Below are 19,123 nucleotides of genomic sequence, written 5' to 3'. Positions count from 1 at the left end.
ACGAAAACAATCATAATTCACACCCTTTTCAGTTATAGAATGTTTCCATATGTATTGTGCATGCGAAAAGGTCGAGCCGCCACGAACCGCCACGAACTACGTAGCGTGCACTGCGCGTGATCGGTTTCCGAGAAATGGTACCCATAGCCTTCCGACCGGTTTCGCCCGTCGCTGTAAACGAGTGGCTCCGAACCGCACGAACGACTGTCGGTGGATTTCTCAGGCGGGTGCTTCGACCGATTCGCCGTCGGTCTCCTCGATGACGTAGCGCTGGCCGAACATCGGGTCGAGTAGGCTGTCGACCTCGCCGCGGTCGTCGGTGAGGATCGGCGCATCGTCGGCGTCGGGATCGGGCAGTCGGTTGTCGATGGCCCCCTCGAGGTCGACCCCCAGGTCCCGCGGATCGTTTCGCTCGCGCAGTTCGGCCTCGGAGAACGACGTCGGCGTCTTCGTCGCGACGACCTGGATGTTCTGGATCGAGTGTGAGTCCGAGGTACGGAAACTGTGGGTGTCGGCGAAGACGGACGCCATCGTCCGTTCTTGAGCGTGGTAGAACTCGGCGGCGGAGCCGCTGGGTGCGCTAATCACGTTGGCCTGGAGAACCCCGTCGTCGGTCAGCCGATCCGAAGCGACCTGCATGAACTCCTGGGTCGTCAGGTGAAACGGCACCTGATCCTGCTTGAACGCGTCCAGGACGATTACGTCGTAGGTCTCGTCAGTCCGCTGGAGGTACTGACGGGCGTCCTCGTCGTAGACCGTGACGTCCTCGTGGTCGGCGTCGAACCCGAAGTACTCCTCGGCGGCCGCTGTCACCGCGGGATCGATCTCGACGACGTCCACCTCGACGTCGTACTGCTCGAGGAAGTCCTGCGGTCCCGTGTACCCCCCGCCGCCGACGAACAGCACCCGGTCGACGTCCTCGACGTCGTCGGTCAGCAACATCGGCAGGTGGAAGTACTTCGTGTAGGTGAAGACGTGGCGGTCGGGGTTCTCGAGGTCGATCGCGCTGTGCCGGGAGCCGTCGAGGTACATGGTCCGTTCGGTCCCGTCGTCGACGATCTCGAGTTGCTGGTGTGGCGTCTGGGTCTCGTAGACGACGTCACCCCGGTAATCGGCGTCGATCGGCGTCGCGCCGGCCGCACCGACGAGCGCGACGGAGACGACGACGGCGGCGACGACCGGCCGCCGGGGGAGTGACGGAGAGAGGAGGACGAGCGCCGTCGCCACGAGCGCGAAGCCGAACAGCAGGCCGATCCCGTCGACGGTCATCGCGGGGATGAAGACGAACGTCGTCGCGCCCGACCCGACGATGCTGCCGATCGTCCCGAGCGCGTAGACGTGGCCCGAGGCTTCGCCGGTGCCGACTTTCCGGGAGAGTTCGGCCGCGTACGGGCTGATAAATCCGAGCAGGTACGTCGGCGGGCCGAAGAGCACGATCACAGCCGGTAACGAGGCGTACTCGGGCGGCAACGCCAGCGTCGACGTGTACGAGACCAGCAGATCGCTCGCGTAGACGACGACCGCGATGTAGACCGCGGTGGCCAGCATGAGCCAGCTCATCTCCCTGTTCGTCGCCGTGTCGGCGCGCTTGCCACCCTGCCAGTAGCCCAGGCTCAGCGCGGCCAGAAGCACCGTGAGAATACCCCCGACCGTGTAGATGTGGGAGCCGAACTGCGGCGCGACGATTCTGACCGCGAGAATCTCGATACCCATACTCGTGACTCCCGAGACGAACACCGCTAGTTCGGGTTTGGTCGGCCGGTACGACGCGGGGCTCCACCACTCCATCAGCGGGACGAACGAGCGCCGGCGGTGAGTACCTGTCGCCTCCCAACAGTGACGGGCGAGGGGCGGGTCCGGAGAGACTCGAGCGACTTACGGCCTCGTCACGACGAAGGTGAGCAGGAATACGCCGACGGCCACGACCGCGACGGTCGACGGCGAGAAGGCGACCAGATCGACGAGGGCCGCTCCCCAGACCAACAGCCACGCGAAGGCCCCCGAAAGCACGGCGTTGAGGACGACGAGGACCCGTCGGTCCCCTTCCGAAGCCTCGAGTCCGTCCCGGAACCCCTCGCGGTCGTCGTCCGTATCGGCCATGGCTGTGACAGCGTCCGGCGCTCACTTAGCCGTTTTCGTGGCCCGGGGTCGGTACCCGAGCGTGGCCCCGTTCGACACTGGTCTGTTGCTTCGAGGGAGGTCGTGGCTCGAGTCGATCGATCGGCGACCCTCTCGTTCTGATAGTATGAAGTCGGTTTCGTGTGACATCCTCCTCGCCGTAAACGGCGAGGCTTCCCACGCATGGGGAATACCAGTTAATCGTCGCTGGCAGAGGGTTTCGACTCTTCGTAGGCCGTGAGCGTCATCTGCGCTGGTACGCTCTTCTCACGGTGAGTCGTGGCGGTGTCACTACCGCTCCCATCCCGAGGCGAGTCATCGCGTTCCGCCTTGTCAAGCGGGACGCTCTCTCCCCACGGGTCAACCCGTCGTGCGATATTCGCGGAAGCGTTGATGTCGGCCTGAAACGTCGAAACGTGGCAGTCATCGTTCGGACACCGGAACTCGGCTTGAGAGTCCCGCCGACCGATACTGTAGCACGAGTGGCACGTCTGCGAGGTGTACGCCGGGTTTACGTACTCGACCGGGATGCCTGCTTCCGTCGCCTTGTCCTCGATACGCCCTTGAAGTCGGGCGAACGCCCACGAGTGAAGGCGACGGTTCATGTACTTCCCGTAATCGAGACGCTCACGGATGTACGTCAAATCCTCCATCACCAATACCGGATTCTCGTACTGTTTGGCGTACTCGACGGCCTGCCGAGACGCCTTTTCCACAATGTCTGTGAGCGCGTTCTGGTAGTGGGTAAATCGTTCGTCGATGCGCCACTCGGATGCGTCACGCTCTTGGAGGCGTTTCAGGGTCGTGTGCATCTCTTTGCGGAGATGCTTCGCTCTACTTCCGCTACACACGAACGGGTCAGTCGGAGAACCGTCCTTGAGGGCACAGCCCGTTATCAGGGCGTTTTCTCCGATGTCTAAGCCGATGTGCGTGGCGTCACCGTCAGTCGTCGGTTCTTCAACTGGGTACTCGACGGTGACGTGCAGTACCCAGTTCTTCCGACGCTTCTGAAGGCGTATCTCGCCCACCTTCGCGTCCTCCGATACGAGGTCGTGCCAGAGGTCTTCCTGTTCGGGGTTGATGCGGAGCGGTATCCAGAAGTTCGTTCCCCGATCGGGACGCGGAACCCACCACGTAAACTCGTAGTCGCGTTCGTCGGAGTGGTCGAACTTGGCAGCCTGATTCGTGAGTCGTATCGGGTGTCCGTCGTCCAACTCTTTGGCGTTGTACGTCTTGTGGAGCTTCGGGACGTAGTTGCAGAGTGCTGCCTTCGCTTGATACGGTAGGTCGTAGGGCGTCACGATGTCGCTCACCGCCGACATGGTACTCGCCCCGGCGTCGAACGCCTCTTGCAGACCGTCACGGTACGTTTCGAGTAGGTCGTTGAGTTTCGACTGCTTGTGCGCGGTGGGTGACGCGAACGTCGCTTGAAGTGTCTTAGTTATCGTTGTCACTGGCGTCTAATCCTTTTTCGATTAGTTCAGCGTAGGCACGAGGATGTCGAATGCCATTGTCGCGGGCGTACTCTTTCACCCGTTCGTGGAGGTCGTTCCCTCGCTCCATATCGATTTCAGTTCGCACAATTCTTTGTACGTTATTTTGGTACTAGTAACTCCTGTTCGGTATTCGGACTGCTGTAGACTGTGGATTGCGTAGTCGAGTGACGCGATTCACGCCCGCCGTGAACGGCGGGATTCTCTCGCTGTTTAAAGATAGGACACATAAATATAACCATAGTGGAATATCTCTGGTGGCTATTGGCGGTACCGTTTCTTGGCAGTTCGACCGTTTCACCACTAATTCAGTCACTTCGAGTCGTTCGACGCACAGCCAGTTACGTTAGATAGCCGAAACTATCACAACCGTTCCCGTGGAACGGATACCCAATGGCCGACGGGAACGAGCGGGGGATTTCGATCCTACACGTCGACGACGACCCCGAGTACGGGAGGCTGACCGCGGAGTCTCTCGAGCGGGAGGACGACCGATTCGAGGTCACCACGACGACGGACCCGTCGGCGGCGCTGGACCGAGTCGACGAGGCCGTCGACTGTATCGTCTCGGACTACGAGATGCCGGAGATGGACGGCATCGAGCTCCTCGAGGCAGTTCGAGCCGAGTATCCCGACCTCCCGTTTGTCCTGTTTACCGGAACGGGCTCGGAGGAGCTCGCGAGCGAGGCGATCTCGGCGAACGTCACGGATTACCTCGGAAAGGGACGCAACAGCGCACAGTTTACCGTCCTCGCGAATCGGATCGCGAACGCGGTCGACCAGTATCGATCCCACCGGGCCCTCGCCCGGAATCAGCAGCGACTCTCGCTGTTCGTAGAGCAGTCGCCGCTGGGAGTCATCGAGTGGGACGAGTCTTACACCGTAACGAGCGTCAACCCGGCCGCCGAAGCGATCCTCGGCTATTCGGAGGCCGAACTCGTGGGCCGGTCGTGGGAGACGTTCGTCCCTGACGCGCATCAGGACGAGGTCGCATCCCTGTTCGACCGACTCTCGAAGGACGAGGGAGGATATCACAACATCAACGAGATCGTCACCAAGGACGGCGACCGGCGCATCTGCGAGTGGCACAATCGCATCGTGACCGACGACGAGGAAGTCGTCGCCATCTACTCCCAGTTTCAGGACGTCACCGAACGTCGAACGCGACGCGAGGCGGTCGCCGACCTCCACCAGGTCGCGACCGCCCTCACCGAGTGTGATTCACGCGAAGAGATCTATCGGCGGACGATTACGGCCGCCGACACCATCCTCGAGTTCGATCAGGCGGCGCTCGCGATCGAATCCGACGGGCTGTTACACGTAAAAGCGATGTCCAACGACCTGCCCCTCGACGAGCGGCCGACGATGTCGGTCGATCAGGGAATCGCCGGCAAGACGTATCGAACCGGCGAGCCCCAGCTCATCTCCGACGTCGTCGAGGCCGACGAGGCGGACCCGCAAGGCGAAGGGATGCGGGCCGCGATCAGCGTTCCGGTCGGCTTACACGGCGTCTTTCAGGTGATCGACGACGAGCCCGACGCGTTCGACCAGTACGACCTCGAACTCGCGAAGCTACTCGTGCGTCACACGGAGAACGCACTCGACGTCCTCGAGCGCGAGCGGACACTCGAGCGGCTCCACGACCGCGTCGAGTTCGCCCTCGAGGTCACGAAGACGATCATCTGGACGGGTGACTTCGAGTCCGGGGAGTTACGCACCCTGATGGGGTCCCCGAAGCGGTTTTTCGGCCCTCGGGCCGGTGACAGGCGAATCTCCGCCGAACAGTTCTCGCAGACGGTGATTCACCCGGAGGATCGGGACGCAGTCGAACGGACGTACGAGCAGGTTTCCCGCGGTACGACCGACGAGTTCCGCGTCGAGTTCCGAACGCATCCCGAACTCGGCTCCGTTCGATGGATCCTTTCGGTCGGCTTCGTCCAGGAGACCGATGACGGTCGGATGCTCGTCGGCACCGCGACGGACGTCACGGAGCAAAAGCAACGGGAGGCCGAACTACAGCGCCAGAACGAACGCCTCGAGGAGTTCGTCCACGTCGTCAGCCACGACCTGCGAAACCCACTCAACGTGGCCCGTGGCCGACTGGATCTTGCACTCGAGAACCACGCGACGGACCACCTCGAGGAACTCGATCGAGCGCTCTCCCGGATGGAGACGCTCGTCGAGGACCTCCTGACGTTGGCTCGCGACGGTGCACAGGTGCGTGAGACGAGGTCGGTCGACCTCGCGTCGGTGTGTGAATCCTGCTGGCGGAACGTCGAGACGGTCGACGCGACGCTGTCCGTGACGGTCGATCGAACCATCGAGGCCGACAGGTCCCGGCTGCAGCAGTTGCTGGAGAACCTGTTCAGGAACGCCGTCGAACACGGAGGCGAGACCGTGCAAGTGACAGTCGGCTCGGTACCCGACGGCTTCTACGTCGAGGACGACGGCCCCGGAATTCCCGAGTCCGACCGTGAAGCTGTCTTCGACCGGGGATACTCCTCGTCCGCGGACGGTACCGGTCTCGGGTTACGGATCGTCGATCGGGTCGCTCAGGCACACGATTGGGAGGTCAACGTCACGGACGGCTCGACTGGCGGAACGCGATTCGAGGTCGTCGGCGTCGACGCTGTGGCGGCCGACGATCCCACGGAACGCCCCGGTGCGAGTCGCGACGGAGGCTCGTCGGAGTAACGCCCACGCGGGACCCGTAGCCGGGCAGGGGAGCGACGGCCGCTCCGTCGCCTCACCGAAGCCGGTCGAAGTTGCCGTCGTTTCCACAGGGACAGACGTCCCTCGTGCCGAGCGGGACGACTGAGCCGTCGGGTTCGATCGCCGCGCCGAACATCGTCCCACAGCTACCACAGCGGACGACCGTTTTCGACTGCCGATCTGCGATTGCCATACACCTCCCTCACGTTCTGGTCGGTTCACTGTTAGTCCAACACACGATGGTCGGGCCGGGAGAACGGGACGTGGACGATCAACGGCCACCGCACCTCAAACGAGGTCGGTGACGGCTTCCATCGTCGTGCGCTTCTCGTCCTCGGTCATTCCGTTGACGAACCCGATTCGGACGGCGTCGACGCCGTCGATCGCGGCGTACTCCTCGATCCACTCGCGGACTTCCTCGGGGGTCCCGGCGAACGCCAGTTCGTCCAGCAGCTCGTCCGGCAGCGCAGCAGCCATCGCGTCCGTGTCCCGATCGTTCCATGCCTCGCGAACCTCCTCGACGACGTCGGGATACCCCTGTTCGGCGACCGAGTTCCCGTAGTAGGGGCCGTACGCGCCGAGCATGAACGCGATCGTACTGCGGGCTTTCCGCCGGACCGTCTCCCGGTCCTCGCCCGCGATGCCGCGGACGATCGGTGCCACCCGGAGGTCGGAGAGGTCCTTCCCCGCGAGGTCCGCGCCTCGCTCGAGGTCCTCGAGACGGTCCCGGAGCCCGTCGGCGGTGAACAGTTGCGGTGCCCAGCCGTCGCCGAACCGGCCGGCCATCTCCGTTGCTTTGGGGCCGAGCGTCCCCAGGTCGATCGGCGGCGGGTTCTCGGGCGTCCCGCGTTCGTAGTCCAGCCCCGGAATGTCGTAGATCTCTCCCTCGTAGGCCGGGTTGCCGTTCTCGTAGACCGCCCGGACGACCTCGATGGTTTCGCGGGTCCGGCGCAGCGGGCGGTCGAACTCGAGCCCGTGCCAGCGTTCGGTGATCGCGGGCGAACTCGGGCCGAGTCCCAGGCGGTAGCGGCCGTCGGCGGCGGCCTGCATCGTCAGCGCCGTCTGGGCGAGCAGCGCCGGCGACCGGCCGTACGGCGAGACGACGTCGTTCGAGATGCCCAGGTCGTCGGTCCGGTCGGCGGCGAGCGTCAGCGGCGGGACGATGTTCCAGCCGGTCGTCTCGCCGACGGTCAGCCGATCGAAGCCCAGCTTCTCGGCTTCGACGGCGCGTTCGGCGACGTCCTGGGGTCGCTCGTAGTCGTTCAACCGGATCAAGAGGTCGAGTTCGGCGTTCACGCTGCTCCCCTCCACGTCGCTGGTCGGTGTCGGTGGCGTACCATCGTCTTCTATCGTGACAGCAATACACAAAAAAGTGTATCCGTTCCGGCTACTCGAGCGACGGGTCCGACGCGAGGAGGTCCACGCACTCCCGTTTCGCGGCCGCGAGGTGGCGGTCGGCCTCCTCGTGGCCCGTCTCCTCGACCTCGGCGAGCAATTCCTGTACCTTCGCGACCCGTTCCGCGACGGTCGCCCGGTCGAGGTCGTTCGCGTGCAGATCCGCTGCGATCGTTTCGGCCTCGCCCAGCCAGCGGTTCGTCTCCCTGTCGATCGGGAGTTCGCCCGTCGCCTCGAGATGGTGGTGAAGGCGGGCGAGTCGGCGCTCGAGAGCTACCTCGTCGATGGCGTCCCGGAGGGCCGGGGGCGAGTCGGATTCCGGCGGCATAGGCGGGAGTACGTGCTCGAGGTAGGTAGCATTGTTCGTAGTCTCGTCCCGGGGCGGACGGTCCGCTCGACTGCGGTCGGACCCGAACCGACTGGCCGCCGTGATTGCCAGTCGGTTAGTCGTGGACCAGCACGTCCAGCACGTCGACGCCGTCGTTCGCCAGCGCCGCCTCGAGCGCGCCCTCGATGTCGTCAGGCTCCTCGACTAACTGTGCGCGTGCGCCGTGGCTCTCGGCGTTCTTCACGAGGTCGACGGGCGGATCGAAGTCCATCCCGACGAACGCGTAGTCGTCCTCCTCGCCGCCCATGATGTCTACGGTATTGTTCTTCAGGATGCGGTAGTTGCGGTTGTCCGAGATCACGACGGTGAGATCGACGCCGTGACGGGTCGCGCTGTAGATCGCGTGTGGGTAGTACTGGTAGGAGCCGTCACCGATGAAGCCGACGACGTCCCGAGAGTCGTCGCGCTGGCCTTCCGCGATGGCCGCGCCGACCGAGGCCGGGAGGCCGTAGCCGAGGCCGCCGCCCTTGTTCGAGATGTACTGTTCGGGGACCATCTCCCACCGGGTCAACATCGCGTACTTCGAGGTGATGCCCTCGTCGACGACGTAGGCGTCGCCGGCGACGCGCTCCATCGCATCGACGAGTTCGGCCTTCGAAGCCCGCGGATCGTCCTCGGCGTCGCCGGTTCCCATCCCCGCCATCTTCGCCTCGACCATCTCCTTGATCCCCGCGACGGTCTCGAGGCGGTCCTCGAGCGTCGCGTCGTCGATTCTGGGCTCGACGCGCTCGACGAGTTCCTGGAGGGCGAGGCCAGGATCGCCGATGACCGTCGCATTGGCGTGTTCGTTCTTGCCGAGTTGCCAGGCGTCGGCCCCGACGTGGATCGTCGTCGCGTCGGTGTCGACGAGCGGTTCCTCGTGGCGCGTCAACGTCGTGTTCGTCGAACAGCCGACGAACAGCAGCGTGTCGGCGTCCATCAGCATCGAGGCCAGTCCCTCGTCCGGCGGGATGTGCGAGACCCACTGGTCGTGGCCGGTCGGATAGGCGACCTCCGAGGAGAGGATCTCGCCGTGGACGCGCAGTCCCGCCGCCTCGGCGAGTTCGACCGCCGCGGCGACGGCGTCCTCGCCGGCGCGGGCGACGTGGTCGCCGACGATCATCACCGGACTGTCGGCCTCGACCAGCAGGTCCGCCGCCCGCTCGAGCTGTGCCGGATCGCCGCTGCCGGCGTTCGGAATCGGTCCCAGGGGCTCGGGCTCCGCGTCCGTCTCGTCCATCACGACGTCGAGCGGCAACCCGAGGAAGACGGGTCCGGTCGGCGGCGTCATCGCGACGCGAAACGCACGCCGGAGCATCGTCGGCAGGGCCGAGACGTCGAGCACCTCGTCGGACCACTTGCAGAACTGCTGGGTCATCTCGACGAGGTCGCCGGAGAGGATGGGTTCCTCGTGGCGGAAGTCGGTGCTGTGGTTGCCCGCGGTCACGACCAGCGGTGCGCCGGTAACCTTGGCCGCGTAGAGGTTGCCCAGTCCGTGGGCCAGTCCCGGCGCGATGTGGAGGTTCGCCACGCCGATTGGCGTGATCGAGTCGTCGTGATGGGCGTGATAGCGCCGGGTCTGGGCGTAACCGCCGGCCATCCCCACCGCGACGTCCTCGTGGAGGCCGAGGACGTACTCGAGGTCGCTCTCCCCGATGGCGTTGACGATCGGCAACTCGGTCGTTCCGGGATTACCGAACACGTAATCGACACCGTAGGACTCGAGGGCATCGACGAAGAGATCCGCCCCGGTGTACTCGTCCGTCATGCTCGTTCGTGGTACGAGACGACACATCAATGTAGGTGGTTTCCCAGTGCCGGTCGCCACGCGCCGACTTCGGGCCGGGGTGGGTATTATACGTCAGTTCGTTGTCGTTGCCCGCATGTCCCTGGTGCGAGGGGACCGGTCACTGGTCCGCCACGAGCGAGGGCTAGGCGGTCTCGTGCGTGCGTACTGGTCGCAGGTCCATCCCGTGTTCATGCTCCCACCGCTGGCAGCGTCGCTGTTCGGTGCCATCCTCGGCGGTGCAGTCGCGCCGTCGACGGCCGCCGTGCACGTCACGGCGATGTTCGCGGCCGTCTACACGGCCCACCTCAAGGACGGCTACGTCGACTTCCACGTGCGCGGCGAAGACGAGGACCATCCGCTCACCGAACGCGGCTGTCGAGTCGGACTCGTGGGCTCGACGGCGGCGTTCGCGCTGTGCTGTCTGGCGTTGTTCGCTCTCGTCGACTGGGTTGCCGTCGCCGTGACGCTCCCGACGTGGCTGATCGCGTACCATCACGCGCCGCAACTGGACACGAATCCGCTGTCGGCGACGACCGGCTATCCGCTCGGCATCGCGCTGGCGCTGCTGGGCGGCTACTACGTACAGACCGGGACCGTCGCGGCCGTGCCACTCGGATTCTCCCTCGTCTTTCTCGTCCTGCTATCCGGAATCAAAGTGATCGACGACGCCCAGGACGTCGACTACGACCGGTCCATCGAGAAACGGACCGTCGCGGTCGCACTCGGCCCGACTCGAGCGTACGACCTCGCGTACGGGCTCATGGCCGGCGCGTTGCTGGTCGTCGTCGCGCTCGCCGTCGCACGGGTCTTTCCTCCGACGACAGTACTCGCGGTCGTGGCGTTCGGGGCCGTCGCAGTCGTCGCTCGGCGGGCGGAGCCCCGCCTCGCGACCATGCTCCTCATTCGTGGGTCGTACGTCTTCCTCGCGGTGCTCGTTGCGGCAGTCCGGTTCGAACCGCTCTCCGCACTGGGCTGATCAGTCGAACCGTTCCGATATGCTGGCGAGGTAGACGACGATGATCAGACTGATCAGAGCCCCGACGACGTTGCCGCCGAGGAGATCGACGAGCAATCCGAGGCCGTACACCAGAAACGCGACGCCCAGTGCCCACGCCCGGAGTCCGAGAAGGCCGACGAGAACGACTGCCTGTAACAGAGCGAGGACCAGAATGACGGCTCCGAGCCCTCCGAACTCCCCACCGAGGAGGCCGAGTCCGACGAGTCCCGAGTAGAGAACTCCGATAAACCCGAGGAAGACGATGATCACCAGTCCGAACGGAACGCTCGAGGTGCCCGAGCGGGTCGACGGCGTGCGTGAGGCCGTTGGAGGGCGAGACGACATGGACACGACAACCAGTTAACAGGATAAGTATTTTGTGTGTATTCGGGACCAGCGACGCGTTCCTCCCAGATTCGTGTACACGGACCAGCGAGAGTCCCTTGAGTAGCCGTTACGTTCCGGGAAGCTGGACGTAGCCGAGTTGCCAGAGGACGAGCGTCAGTATCCACAGCGCCACGCTCGTCAGTCCGACGGCGACGAACAGCATTCCGAACCACGAGCGGTGCATGGCGGTCGACAGCCGGTAGCCGCTGTAGACGGCGACGAGGCCCACTATCGGGATCAGCAGCAGCGAAACGACCGCGGAGACGATTGCGCCGAGCAGATGGAGCATGTGGTCCTCCCCCGCCCGTTCGATGTCTTCCATCAACGTCGGTGCCGGTTCGTTCATAACCGCTCGAGCGTACGATCGCCACGAATTTAAACTGACTGGTCAGTCAGACCGTCGGTGGACGCTCCAGGACCGTCGACCGACGCACGGATCGACTCGACCCGCGTCCGGAGCTCAACCGGTCCGTCGACGGACCGTCGCCGCTTCGCCGGCCAGGAATCGTCGGACCCAGTTGTCGAACGCTTGCTTTTGCTCGAGGAAGACGCCGTGGCGCGCGCCGGTGAACAGCGCCAGTTGGGAGTCGGGAAGCCCGGCGTGGGTCTCCCGGAGGATGCCCTCGGGGAAAAAGGGATCCTCGTCGGCCCCGATCACGAGGGTCCGTCTGTCGATCCGCTCGAGACGGTCGGTACCGTCGTAGTCGCGGACCGCCTCGAACGAGACGACCACGTCCCGCGATTCAGCGGGCGTCGGCGGCCGGAGTCGTCCGATTACGTTCGAGAGGGACGGATACAGCCGTCGTCGCATCCCGGTGTACATCTCCTCGTACAGCCGCGAGCGGATCGCGGTCCAGTTTCGATCGATCGCGTGCCCGTGTAACTCCCGGAGGATCGGTCGCGCGTCCGCGGCGACGCGACAGCCCGACACGCCCAGGACGAGTCGATCGACCAGGCTCGGCCGGATGCGGGCGAGTTCCTGGGCGATGAGTCCGCCCATCGAGAGCCCCAGTACCGATCCCAGTCCGATCGACGACTCGAGGACGCGTGCGTAGTCCGCCGCCATCGTCTCGATCGATGCGTCGTCGGCCAGTCCGCGCGGCCGACTCACCAGGTAGACGGTGTACTCGTCGGTGAACTGGCGAAACCGGCTCCATGCGAGTGCGGTCCGCGCGCGGCCGTACTCGCCGTCGAACAGCGCGTCGCCGATGCCGGGGAGCACGAGCAACGTCTTCGGACCGTCACCGACCCGAACGTACGGATGCGTGCCGCCGAGGTAACCTGCGTCCGTGTGTAGCGGGAGTGCCATCGCTCGAGCCATCCACCCACGGCGATCGGCAAAACGGTTGGACGTGGGCGTGCCGTGTTCCGTCGGCTTCGGGTAGCGTACGGCCCGCGCCGCAGCCGATAGCGACGAGAGGCGACGGTGCGCTCGAGTCCCGTTCTCGTCCTCGCGATCCGGCACCGTCGCTGGACTGGGCCGCTATCCGACGTTCAGAGACTACCGACCGGGGGAGACGGAAACGTCACCGGTCGTCTCGCAGTGGGTCCACTCGCAGTGAGGAGTCACTCGCCGTCGTCGTCGATCTCCGCTTCGTCCCCGTCGTCGGCTCCGGGGCCGAGCCCGGGTTCCGGTTCCTCGTCGATTTCGTCTTCGGCCGCCTCGAGTCCGCTGGGGTCGTCGGAGTGGGAGTCGTCGGTCATGATCCTACCCGAACGAGCGGCGGCGCGCACATACGTCCGTCCCCAACGCTCGTTGGGACGGGGCGGCCGATCCGCCGACGGCTACTCGTCCGTCGGCTCCCGTTCGACGAGCGTGCCGCCGGCCAATCCCTCCCACTCGACGCGGTAGCCGAGTTCGGCGAGGATCGCACTCGAGTCCTCGATGCCCCGTTCGTCGAGGATCGCCTCGGCCTCCGAGAGCGACAGTCCGACCGCGAGTTCGTCGGCGAGTGCCTCGAGGACCGACGGTCGGACCAGCGTCCGGCCGACGCGTTCGTGCTCCGGGAAGGTCTTGTCGACCAGCGCGTCCTCGCTGACCCCGTGGCGCTCGGCCAGCGCCGCGAGCGAGATCGCCTCCCCATCGGGCCGCAACTCCTCTGGCAGTTCGGCGGCGTGGTCGGCGACGAGCTGGCGCTCGTACTCCCGGAGGACGCTCGCGACGTCTTTCACCCGGACCGAGCCGTCGTAGGCGATCGCGCGGTGGTCCCGGGCTTCGATCGCCTCGCCGACGCCCAGCGACTCGTCGACGGCGACGAGCAGGTCGACGTCCTCGAGACCCGACAGCTGCGAGAGCTTCTTCTCGACGTACTCGGGCGTCCAGAAGCCCATGATCTCGAAGAAGACGCGGAAGTCGCCGTGCTCGTAGTCGAACGCGAAGTCGGGAATCATCACGCGCGTGCCCGTCGCCAGCGGTTCGGGTTCGCGCACGAGGTCCCAGTCGAGGTCCAGACTCGAGAAGCGGGCCGCGAACTCCGCCTCGACGCCGCTGTCGTAGGAGACGTCGGCGACCGGTTCGGTGTCGGGCACCGAGACCGGAGCCTCGTGGGCCAGCGAGAGCGTCCGCTCGGTGCCGCGGTCGTCGATCGTCGCCTCGAGGTGCCACGCCTCGGCTCCGGCGATCGTTCGCAGGAGCCGCGCGAACCGGGTGCCGTACCGTCTGGTCGCCCGGAACAGGTGCGTCGGCCCGGTGACGATCACCTCGCGGTCGCTCGCGAGGCTCTCGACGCTCGAGGCGTCGTCCCCACCCGCCGGGCGTCGAATCTCGTACATCAGTCGGAGTCGCTTGATGGCCGTGACGAGGGCTTTGGGGTCGCTCGTTCGAACCCGAAGCTCCGTCGCGTCGAACAGCGCGGTCTGTGCGAGCGAGAGGTTGTACTGGGCGAGCAGGTCGTCCGGCTCCCAGCGCGGCTCGACCGCGTCGAGGACCTGCCGCTCCTCCAGGTCGGCGTACATCGCGCGCTCGAGGTCGTCCGCGGAGACGTCCAGTTGCTCCCCCGCTCGAATGAACGCCATCGCGCGCTCGTCCTCGGTGACGACGCCGACGGCTTCCGCGGCCTCGAAGACCGCTTCCCGGGCACGCTCGGGATCGACCGCGGCGTCGGTTTCGAAACGGGCGTCGCGCTCGACCAGCGAGGCGAGCCCCCGAACGAGTTTGAAGTCCTCGCTCTCGCGCTCGAGTTCCGTTAGCGCGTCCTCGAGAGTCGCCCGGGTCTCGCCGACGTGATCCTGGAAGGTCCCGAGAACGCGAGCGGCCAGCGGGCGGTGTTCCCGGTCGGCGAACTGGGGGTGATACCCGCCGCCGGCACGCGAGACGCGCAACAGGTCCTTCCGGAGCATTCGACTCGAGATGGGTGCCGATGGGGCAAAAACCGTTCGTCCAACTGACGCGAGTTGCCGACGGGGACGGCCCCGGGAGGCTCGAGAAGCGGCTGCCGGGGACGGATATTACGTCGTGGCGACACAACGGTCGCTATGGACGAGGACCTCCGGATCGCCTACGAGCGCCACGACGGCGTCCAGGAACTGATCGACTGTCTTCGCTTCACGCTCGAGGGGATCAGCCTCTCGTTCGATCGGTGGGACGAGCAGTACGTCACCGGGCCGGGGATGTACGTCGCCGTGGTCACCGGGCCGTCAGTCGCCGACTTCGCGGACCCGATGGGGGAAAACGAGTGGCCGGTCGAGCGCTGTCGGGACGTCTGTCTCGACCTCCAGACGTTCTACGAGACCGCTCGCCACGTCGCGCTCACGCAGGACGGCGGGCTGGTCGTCAGCGTCGACGGCGTGGTCCAGCGCCAGATGGTCCGGTTCCGGGACCTCGTTCCGGGGGAGACGGACGATCTCGCTCCCCAGCGTGACGACTACGCCGACTGGATGGGCTCGAGACACATGAGCGCACTCGATACGTCTCGACGACCGAACGTCGTCACGACGCTGACGCTCAGCGAGGAGACGGGACGGGTGAGCGCGTTCGACGACGGCGAACTCGAGACCAACGAACGGTCCGAACTGGGCGGCCCGTGGAACGCCGACGGGCGCTCGTGATCGCGCTGAGGCGTCGCCAACCGGACCGTCAGCGCCGCCGCTCCGCGACGTTCTCCTCGGATGTTTCGGCGGCAACGACCTCGTAGAGCAACGCGCGTTCCTTGTCCTCGGCGGGGCGCAGTATCCGCCCCAGGCGCTGGGTGAACTCCCGCTCGCTGCCGCTGCCCGAGAGGACCACGGCGACGGCGGCGTCGGGAACGTCGACGCCCTCGTCGAGCACGTTCGAGGTCGCGATCCGGGTGTAGGTGCCCTCGCGGAACTGCTCCAAGATCTCCCGCCGTTCCGCTGCGCCGGTCTGGTGGGTGATCGTCGGGATCAGGAATCGCTCGCTGACGTCGTACGCGAGGTCGTTGTGCGCGGTGAAGACGATCGTCCGTTCGCCGCGGTGGTCGTCGAGGATCCCCGCGAGCGCCTCGAGTTTGGCCTCGCTGCCGTACATGATCTCGCGGGCCCGCTGGCGCGCGAGCAACGCCTCGCGAGCCTCGGGGTCCGAGCCCGATCGTTTGACGAGTTCCTGGTAGTCCGACCCGCGGCGCATGTCGATGTTCGATCGCGCGAGGTAGTCGGTGAACGTCTCCTGGTTGCGTTCGTACGCCTCGCGCTCCGCGGGCGTCAACTCGACCTCGAGTCGTTTGACGTCGTAGGCCGCGAGGTGGTCGCCGGCCAGGTCGTCGGGCTGGAGGCGGTGGACGACCGGCCCCACCAGCTCCTCGACCACCTCGTGGGCCTCGTCGGGCCGTTCGAACGTCGCCGTCAGCCCCAGTCGCGCCGGCGCGGCGAGCAGGCGAGCGATCTCGCGGTAGCCCTCGCCGCCGAGGTGGTGAACCTCGTCGAAGACGACCAGGCCGAACCGGTCGCCGACCGCGTCCGCCTTGAGGTACGCCGAGTCGTACGTCGAGACGGTGATCGGCTCGAGTCGCTGCTCCCCGCCGCCGAAGCGGCCGATCCGGCACTCGAACTCCGTCTCGAGTTCGTCGATCCACTGCTCCAGCAGGTCGATGGTCGGGACGACCACGAGCGTCGGGACGGAGAGCCGTTCGATGGCCTCGATCCCGATGACGGTCTTGCCGCTCCCGGTCGGCAACTCGAGGACGCCCGCCGGCGCGCGCTCCAGCGTCTCGTGACCCACGGAGTCCGCCCAGCGGTCCGTCTCGAGCCACGCCTCGAGCGCCTCCCGCTGGTACGAGCGCAGTTCGTACGTCGACTCGAGGTCGGCGAGCGACTCGAGCGCCAGCACCTCGTCGTCGAGACCGTCCGACGGAACGCCCGCCTGCGAGAGCGCCCGCCGCAGTTCGGCGTAGCGAAACGCCGGTACCCGTCGACCGTCGGTGCGGTGATCGGCCGCGAGCTCCGGGACCGCTTCGCGGACGCTCTCCGCGAGGGACGACTCGAGGCCGTCGATCCGGACGGTACCGTCCTCGTAGCGGAGGTGCACCGTCGTCGAACCCGAGTTCGGGAGGCGACTCACGGCCAGTGGTGCGTGACCGATCCTCAAAAGCGGTCTGGATCCCGTTTCGAACCGCCGGTGGCCGACACCGATTACGCCGGACGCGAGTAGTCGGGGTCGGCGATCATCGCGGAGAGCGGTTCGGGATCGCCGGGCGTGAGGTTGTACTCCGAGAAGTCCTCGAGTCCTGCGTCCCGCAGCAGTTCTTCGTCGTAGACGGCGTTGCCCGTGAACGCGGACGGGTCCCGGCTGAGGATCTCGAGGACGGTGTCAGAGACGATTTCGGGCGTCCGCCAGTCGTCCTCGGTGCCGAGTCCGAAGTGTCGCGTCGCCCGCGTATCGATGGCCGTCACCGGCCAGAACGTGTTGCACCCGACGTCGTGGCCGGACAGTTCCCCGGCGAGCGAGAGCGTGATGAACGACATTCCCAGCTTCGACCACGTGTAGGGGCCGCTGCCCGGACTCCGGTCGATTTCGATCGGCGGCGCGTTCGTCAGCACCCAGGCGTCCCGCTCGAGCGATTTGAGGTGGTCGGCGAACGCCCGGCAGGTGAGGTAGGTGCCGCGGACGTTCACGTCGGTCATGAGGTCGAACCGATTCGGCGGCAGGTCCGCCGTCGGCAGGAGCTGGATCGCGCTGGCGTTGTTGATGACCACGTTCACCTCGCCGAAGTGATCGATGGCCTCCTCGGCCGCGGCCTCGACGCTCCCTTCGTCGCGGACGTCCAGTTTGATCGGGAGCGCTTCGGCACCGCGTTCCTCGACCTCGCGCGCGGTCTGCTCGATCGACCCCTCGAGGTCACGGTCCTCCCCGTAGTCGTCGTGCTCGCTCGTCTTCCCGGTCGAGACGACGTTACACCCCTGTTCCGCGAGTGCGAGCGCGATCGCCTTCCCGATTCCGCGGGTCGTTCCCGTGATAAAGGCCGTGCTCCCCGAGAGGTCGGGTTTCGATAGTCCCATAGCCCACCTGTTACCCGCCGCCTACTAATTGCTACCGTATCGCAATCCGGGGAGCGAGAACGACCAGCACCGCCAGGCTACCGACGGCCGGAGAAGTTGGTTCGCTCTCGCGTGGGGACCTCAATCCTTTTAGTACCGCTGTACCTTGACCCGAACATGAGCGAAGACGAGGGCACGAACGCTCCAGCCCAGGGTGTCCCGTCCGAGGAGGCGGCCGAGGACGACGAGACGGCCGCTGCAGAAGACGGGAACAACGACGCGGGATCGAACGCCGAGGCTGCCGAGTCCGAGGGTGAAACCGCCGAGGCGGACGCGACCGCTCAAGCGTCGGCCGACTCGAGCGGGGCGGACGCGCCCGAGACCGCCGAGGACGTCCGGAACCTCCTCGATCGCGTGACCGAGTACGACGACGAACTCGCCTCGCAGGTCAACGCGATCGTCGAACAGGCCCGGGACCTCGCGGGGACCGTCGACCACCAGCGCGAGGAACTCGACGACCTGAGCGAACGGGTCGACGCCCAGGCCGAGACCATCTCCGAGCTGCAGGACGAACTCGAGGCCCGCGAGCAGGCCCTCGAGGACCGCGAGGAGCAACTCGAGAGCTACGAGGAGGAGGTCGAGGACCTGAAAAACCGGCTCAAACGCAAACAGGCCGACTTCCAGAACTACAAGAAGCGGGCCAAGAAGCGCCAGGAACAGATCAAAGAGCGCGCGACCGAGGACCTCGTCGAACGACTCGTCGACGTTCGTGACAACCTGAAACGCGCGCTCGAGGAGGACAGCGACGACGTCGAGAGCCTCCGGGAGGGCATCGAGATGACCCTGCGGGAGTTCGACCGCATCCTCGAGGACGAGAACGTCTCGGAGATCGATCCCGAACCGGGAACCGAGACGGATCCGCAGCGCCACGAGGTGATGATGCGGGTCGACAGCGACCAGCCGGAAGGGACCATCGCCGACGTCTACACCCCCGGCTACGAGATGGGCGACAAGGTCATCCAGAACGCCCAGGTGACGGTCTCGAACGGCGCGCTGGCCGCAGACGACGAGGACGATGCGGACGACGAGGAGGCTCCCGACGACGACGGCGAGACGGCCGACGACGCAACCGAGGACGACAACCCGAGTACAGCGGGCGACGACACCGAACCCGAGAACAGTGCATCCGCGGACGACGAGTCATCGAGTTCCGCGTCCGAAGACGACGAAACCGCGGACGCGACGGCAGACGGGACCGCCACCGACCAGGACGTCCAGGAGGCGATCGAACTCGGCGGCGAAGTCGAGGACCCCGAGGACGCCGACGAGGACGACTCCTGAACGCGCCAGCCGACTGTTTCTCGACCGAGAGAGCGAAGCGGACGCGTATCGATTCCGGGGACGGTGGCCCCATTGTGCCGGTCACGTCGTCG

Annotated in this window: 18 protein-coding genes; 4 read left to right on the top strand and 14 right to left on the bottom strand. The window is 65.9% G+C overall.

Going from position 1 to position 19,123, the window contains the following annotated elements:
- Positions 1-219 precede the first annotated feature (219 nt).
- The 3 genes from TX79_RS07815 to TX79_RS07805 form a co-directional block, all read right to left on the bottom strand.
- On the bottom strand, positions 220-1,788 hold the full coding sequence (locus tag TX79_RS07815; RefSeq protein WP_049926900.1) for a spermidine synthase: 1,569 nt from the start codon (positions 1,786-1,788) through the stop codon (positions 220-222).
- An 87-nt stretch (positions 1,789-1,875) separates the two neighbouring features.
- Positions 1,876-2,100 carry a hypothetical protein gene (locus tag TX79_RS07810; protein WP_049926899.1) on the bottom strand — a complete coding sequence of 75 codons (225 nt, stop codon included), beginning with the start codon at positions 2,098-2,100 and terminating at the stop codon, positions 1,876-1,878.
- A gap of 215 nt (positions 2,101-2,315) precedes the next feature.
- Complete coding sequence (locus TX79_RS07805; protein ID WP_049926898.1) at positions 2,316-3,572, bottom strand: RNA-guided endonuclease TnpB family protein; 1,257 nt, start codon at positions 3,570-3,572, stop codon at positions 2,316-2,318.
- 432 nt (positions 3,573-4,004) lie between these two features.
- On the opposite strand from TX79_RS07805, the gene TX79_RS07800 reads away from it, so the two are divergent.
- Positions 4,005-6,305, top strand: a complete 2,301-nt coding sequence (locus tag TX79_RS07800; RefSeq protein WP_049926897.1) for a hybrid sensor histidine kinase/response regulator — start codon at positions 4,005-4,007, stop codon at positions 6,303-6,305.
- A gap of 52 nt (positions 6,306-6,357) precedes the next feature.
- Here TX79_RS07800 and TX79_RS19635 read toward each other — a convergent pair whose 3' ends face one another.
- The 4 genes from TX79_RS19635 to TX79_RS07785 form a co-directional block, all read right to left on the bottom strand.
- Positions 6,358-6,516 (bottom strand): hypothetical protein, encoded by a 159-nt coding sequence (locus TX79_RS19635; RefSeq protein ID WP_195892476.1) that lies wholly within the window; start codon positions 6,514-6,516, stop codon positions 6,358-6,360.
- A gap of 95 nt (positions 6,517-6,611) precedes the next feature.
- Positions 6,612-7,619, bottom strand: coding sequence for a TIGR04024 family LLM class F420-dependent oxidoreductase (locus tag TX79_RS07795; RefSeq protein ID WP_049928325.1), 1,008 nt, complete (start codon positions 7,617-7,619; stop codon positions 6,612-6,614).
- 91 nt (positions 7,620-7,710) lie between these two features.
- The gene (locus tag TX79_RS07790) at positions 7,711-8,046 is read right to left on the bottom strand and encodes a hypothetical protein (RefSeq protein WP_230198555.1); all 336 of its coding nucleotides are present in this window, start codon (positions 8,044-8,046) and stop codon (positions 7,711-7,713) included.
- Positions 8,047-8,161: 115 nt separating this feature from the next.
- Positions 8,162-9,853, bottom strand: coding sequence for a thiamine pyrophosphate-binding protein (locus TX79_RS07785; RefSeq protein WP_049926896.1), 1,692 nt, complete (start codon positions 9,851-9,853; stop codon positions 8,162-8,164).
- A 115-nt stretch (positions 9,854-9,968) separates the two neighbouring features.
- On the opposite strand from TX79_RS07785, the gene TX79_RS07780 reads away from it, so the two are divergent.
- Positions 9,969-10,850, top strand: a complete 882-nt coding sequence (locus TX79_RS07780; RefSeq protein WP_049926895.1) for a UbiA family prenyltransferase — start codon at positions 9,969-9,971, stop codon at positions 10,848-10,850.
- Here TX79_RS07780 and TX79_RS07775 read toward each other — a convergent pair whose 3' ends face one another.
- The 5 genes from TX79_RS07775 to TX79_RS07760 all read right to left on the bottom strand — a co-directional run bounded on the left by TX79_RS07775 (position 10,851) and on the right by TX79_RS07760 (position 14,597).
- Positions 10,851-11,216: a hypothetical protein gene (locus tag TX79_RS07775; RefSeq protein ID WP_230198554.1), complete on the bottom strand. Its 366-nt coding sequence runs from the start codon at positions 11,214-11,216 to the stop codon at positions 10,851-10,853.
- A 109-nt stretch (positions 11,217-11,325) separates the two neighbouring features.
- On the bottom strand, positions 11,326-11,604 hold the full coding sequence (locus TX79_RS07770) for a hypothetical protein (RefSeq protein ID WP_230198553.1): 279 nt from the start codon (positions 11,602-11,604) through the stop codon (positions 11,326-11,328).
- Between the two features lie 114 nt (positions 11,605-11,718).
- Positions 11,719-12,567: an alpha/beta fold hydrolase gene (locus TX79_RS07765; RefSeq protein WP_154660480.1), complete on the bottom strand. Its 849-nt coding sequence runs from the start codon at positions 12,565-12,567 to the stop codon at positions 11,719-11,721.
- A gap of 257 nt (positions 12,568-12,824) precedes the next feature.
- Positions 12,825-12,962 carry a hypothetical protein gene (locus TX79_RS19630; protein ID WP_195892475.1) on the bottom strand — a complete coding sequence of 46 codons (138 nt, stop codon included), beginning with the start codon at positions 12,960-12,962 and terminating at the stop codon, positions 12,825-12,827.
- Between the two features lie 81 nt (positions 12,963-13,043).
- Positions 13,044-14,597, bottom strand: a complete 1,554-nt coding sequence (locus TX79_RS07760; RefSeq protein WP_049926892.1) for a DUF790 family protein — start codon at positions 14,595-14,597, stop codon at positions 13,044-13,046.
- A gap of 135 nt (positions 14,598-14,732) precedes the next feature.
- Here TX79_RS07760 and TX79_RS07755 point away from each other — a divergent pair, with 135 nt between their 5' ends.
- Positions 14,733-15,305, top strand: a complete 573-nt coding sequence (locus TX79_RS07755) for a diadenylate cyclase (RefSeq protein WP_049926891.1) — start codon at positions 14,733-14,735, stop codon at positions 15,303-15,305.
- Between the two features lie 28 nt (positions 15,306-15,333).
- Here the strand turns inward: TX79_RS07755 and TX79_RS07750 are convergent, their stop codons facing one another.
- Positions 15,334-16,773, bottom strand: coding sequence for a DEAD/DEAH box helicase (locus tag TX79_RS07750; protein WP_049926890.1), 1,440 nt, complete (start codon positions 16,771-16,773; stop codon positions 15,334-15,336).
- A 71-nt stretch (positions 16,774-16,844) separates the two neighbouring features.
- A complete protein-coding gene (locus tag TX79_RS07745) occupies positions 16,845-17,711 on the bottom strand; it encodes an SDR family oxidoreductase (protein ID WP_049926889.1) in 867 nt (288 codons plus the stop codon).
- Between the two features lie 156 nt (positions 17,712-17,867).
- On the opposite strand from TX79_RS07745, the gene grpE reads away from it, so the two are divergent.
- Positions 17,868-19,031 (top strand): nucleotide exchange factor GrpE, encoded by a 1,164-nt coding sequence (grpE, locus tag TX79_RS07740; protein ID WP_049926888.1) that lies wholly within the window; start codon positions 17,868-17,870, stop codon positions 19,029-19,031.
- The last annotated feature ends 92 nt before the right edge of the window (positions 19,032-19,123 follow it).

It is taken from the genome of Halopiger goleimassiliensis (assembly GCF_000455345.1).
GTDB classification, from domain to species: domain Archaea; phylum Halobacteriota; class Halobacteria; order Halobacteriales; family Natrialbaceae; genus Halopiger_A; species Halopiger_A goleimassiliensis.
Note: the sequence above shows the minus strand (reverse complement) of the source record. Positions and strands in the feature narration are given on the sequence as shown.

Bases quoted from the DNA above. Each gene is read 5' to 3' on its own strand.
- TX79_RS07755 (WP_049926891.1), top strand. From the start codon at position 14,733: ATGGACGAGGACCTCCGGATCGCCTACGAGCGCCACGACGGCGTCCAG.
- TX79_RS07745 (WP_049926889.1), bottom strand. From the start codon at position 17,711: ATGGGACTATCGAAACCCGACCTCTCGGGGAGCACGGCCTTTATCACG.
- TX79_RS07800 (WP_049926897.1), top strand. From the start codon at position 4,005: ATGGCCGACGGGAACGAGCGGGGGATTTCGATCCTACACGTCGACGAC.
- TX79_RS19630 (WP_195892475.1), bottom strand. From the start codon at position 12,962: ATGACCGACGACTCCCACTCCGACGACCCCAGCGGACTCGAGGCGGCC.
- TX79_RS07770 (WP_230198553.1), bottom strand. From the start codon at position 11,604: ATGAACGAACCGGCACCGACGTTGATGGAAGACATCGAACGGGCGGGG.
- TX79_RS07760 (WP_049926892.1), bottom strand. From the start codon at position 14,597: ATGCTCCGGAAGGACCTGTTGCGCGTCTCGCGTGCCGGCGGCGGGTAT.
- TX79_RS19635 (WP_195892476.1), bottom strand. From the start codon at position 6,516: ATGGCAATCGCAGATCGGCAGTCGAAAACGGTCGTCCGCTGTGGTAGC.
- TX79_RS07790 (WP_230198555.1), bottom strand. From the start codon at position 8,046: ATGCCGCCGGAATCCGACTCGCCCCCGGCCCTCCGGGACGCCATCGAC.
- TX79_RS07775 (WP_230198554.1), bottom strand. From the start codon at position 11,216: ATGTCGTCTCGCCCTCCAACGGCCTCACGCACGCCGTCGACCCGCTCG.
- TX79_RS07815 (WP_049926900.1), bottom strand. From the start codon at position 1,788: ATGGAGTGGTGGAGCCCCGCGTCGTACCGGCCGACCAAACCCGAACTA.
- TX79_RS07785 (WP_049926896.1), bottom strand. From the start codon at position 9,853: ATGACGGACGAGTACACCGGGGCGGATCTCTTCGTCGATGCCCTCGAG.
- TX79_RS07765 (WP_154660480.1), bottom strand. From the start codon at position 12,567: ATGGCACTCCCGCTACACACGGACGCAGGTTACCTCGGCGGCACGCAT.
- grpE (WP_049926888.1), top strand. From the start codon at position 17,868: ATGAGCGAAGACGAGGGCACGAACGCTCCAGCCCAGGGTGTCCCGTCC.
- TX79_RS07780 (WP_049926895.1), top strand. From the start codon at position 9,969: ATGTCCCTGGTGCGAGGGGACCGGTCACTGGTCCGCCACGAGCGAGGG.
- TX79_RS07810 (WP_049926899.1), bottom strand. From the start codon at position 2,100: ATGGCCGATACGGACGACGACCGCGAGGGGTTCCGGGACGGACTCGAG.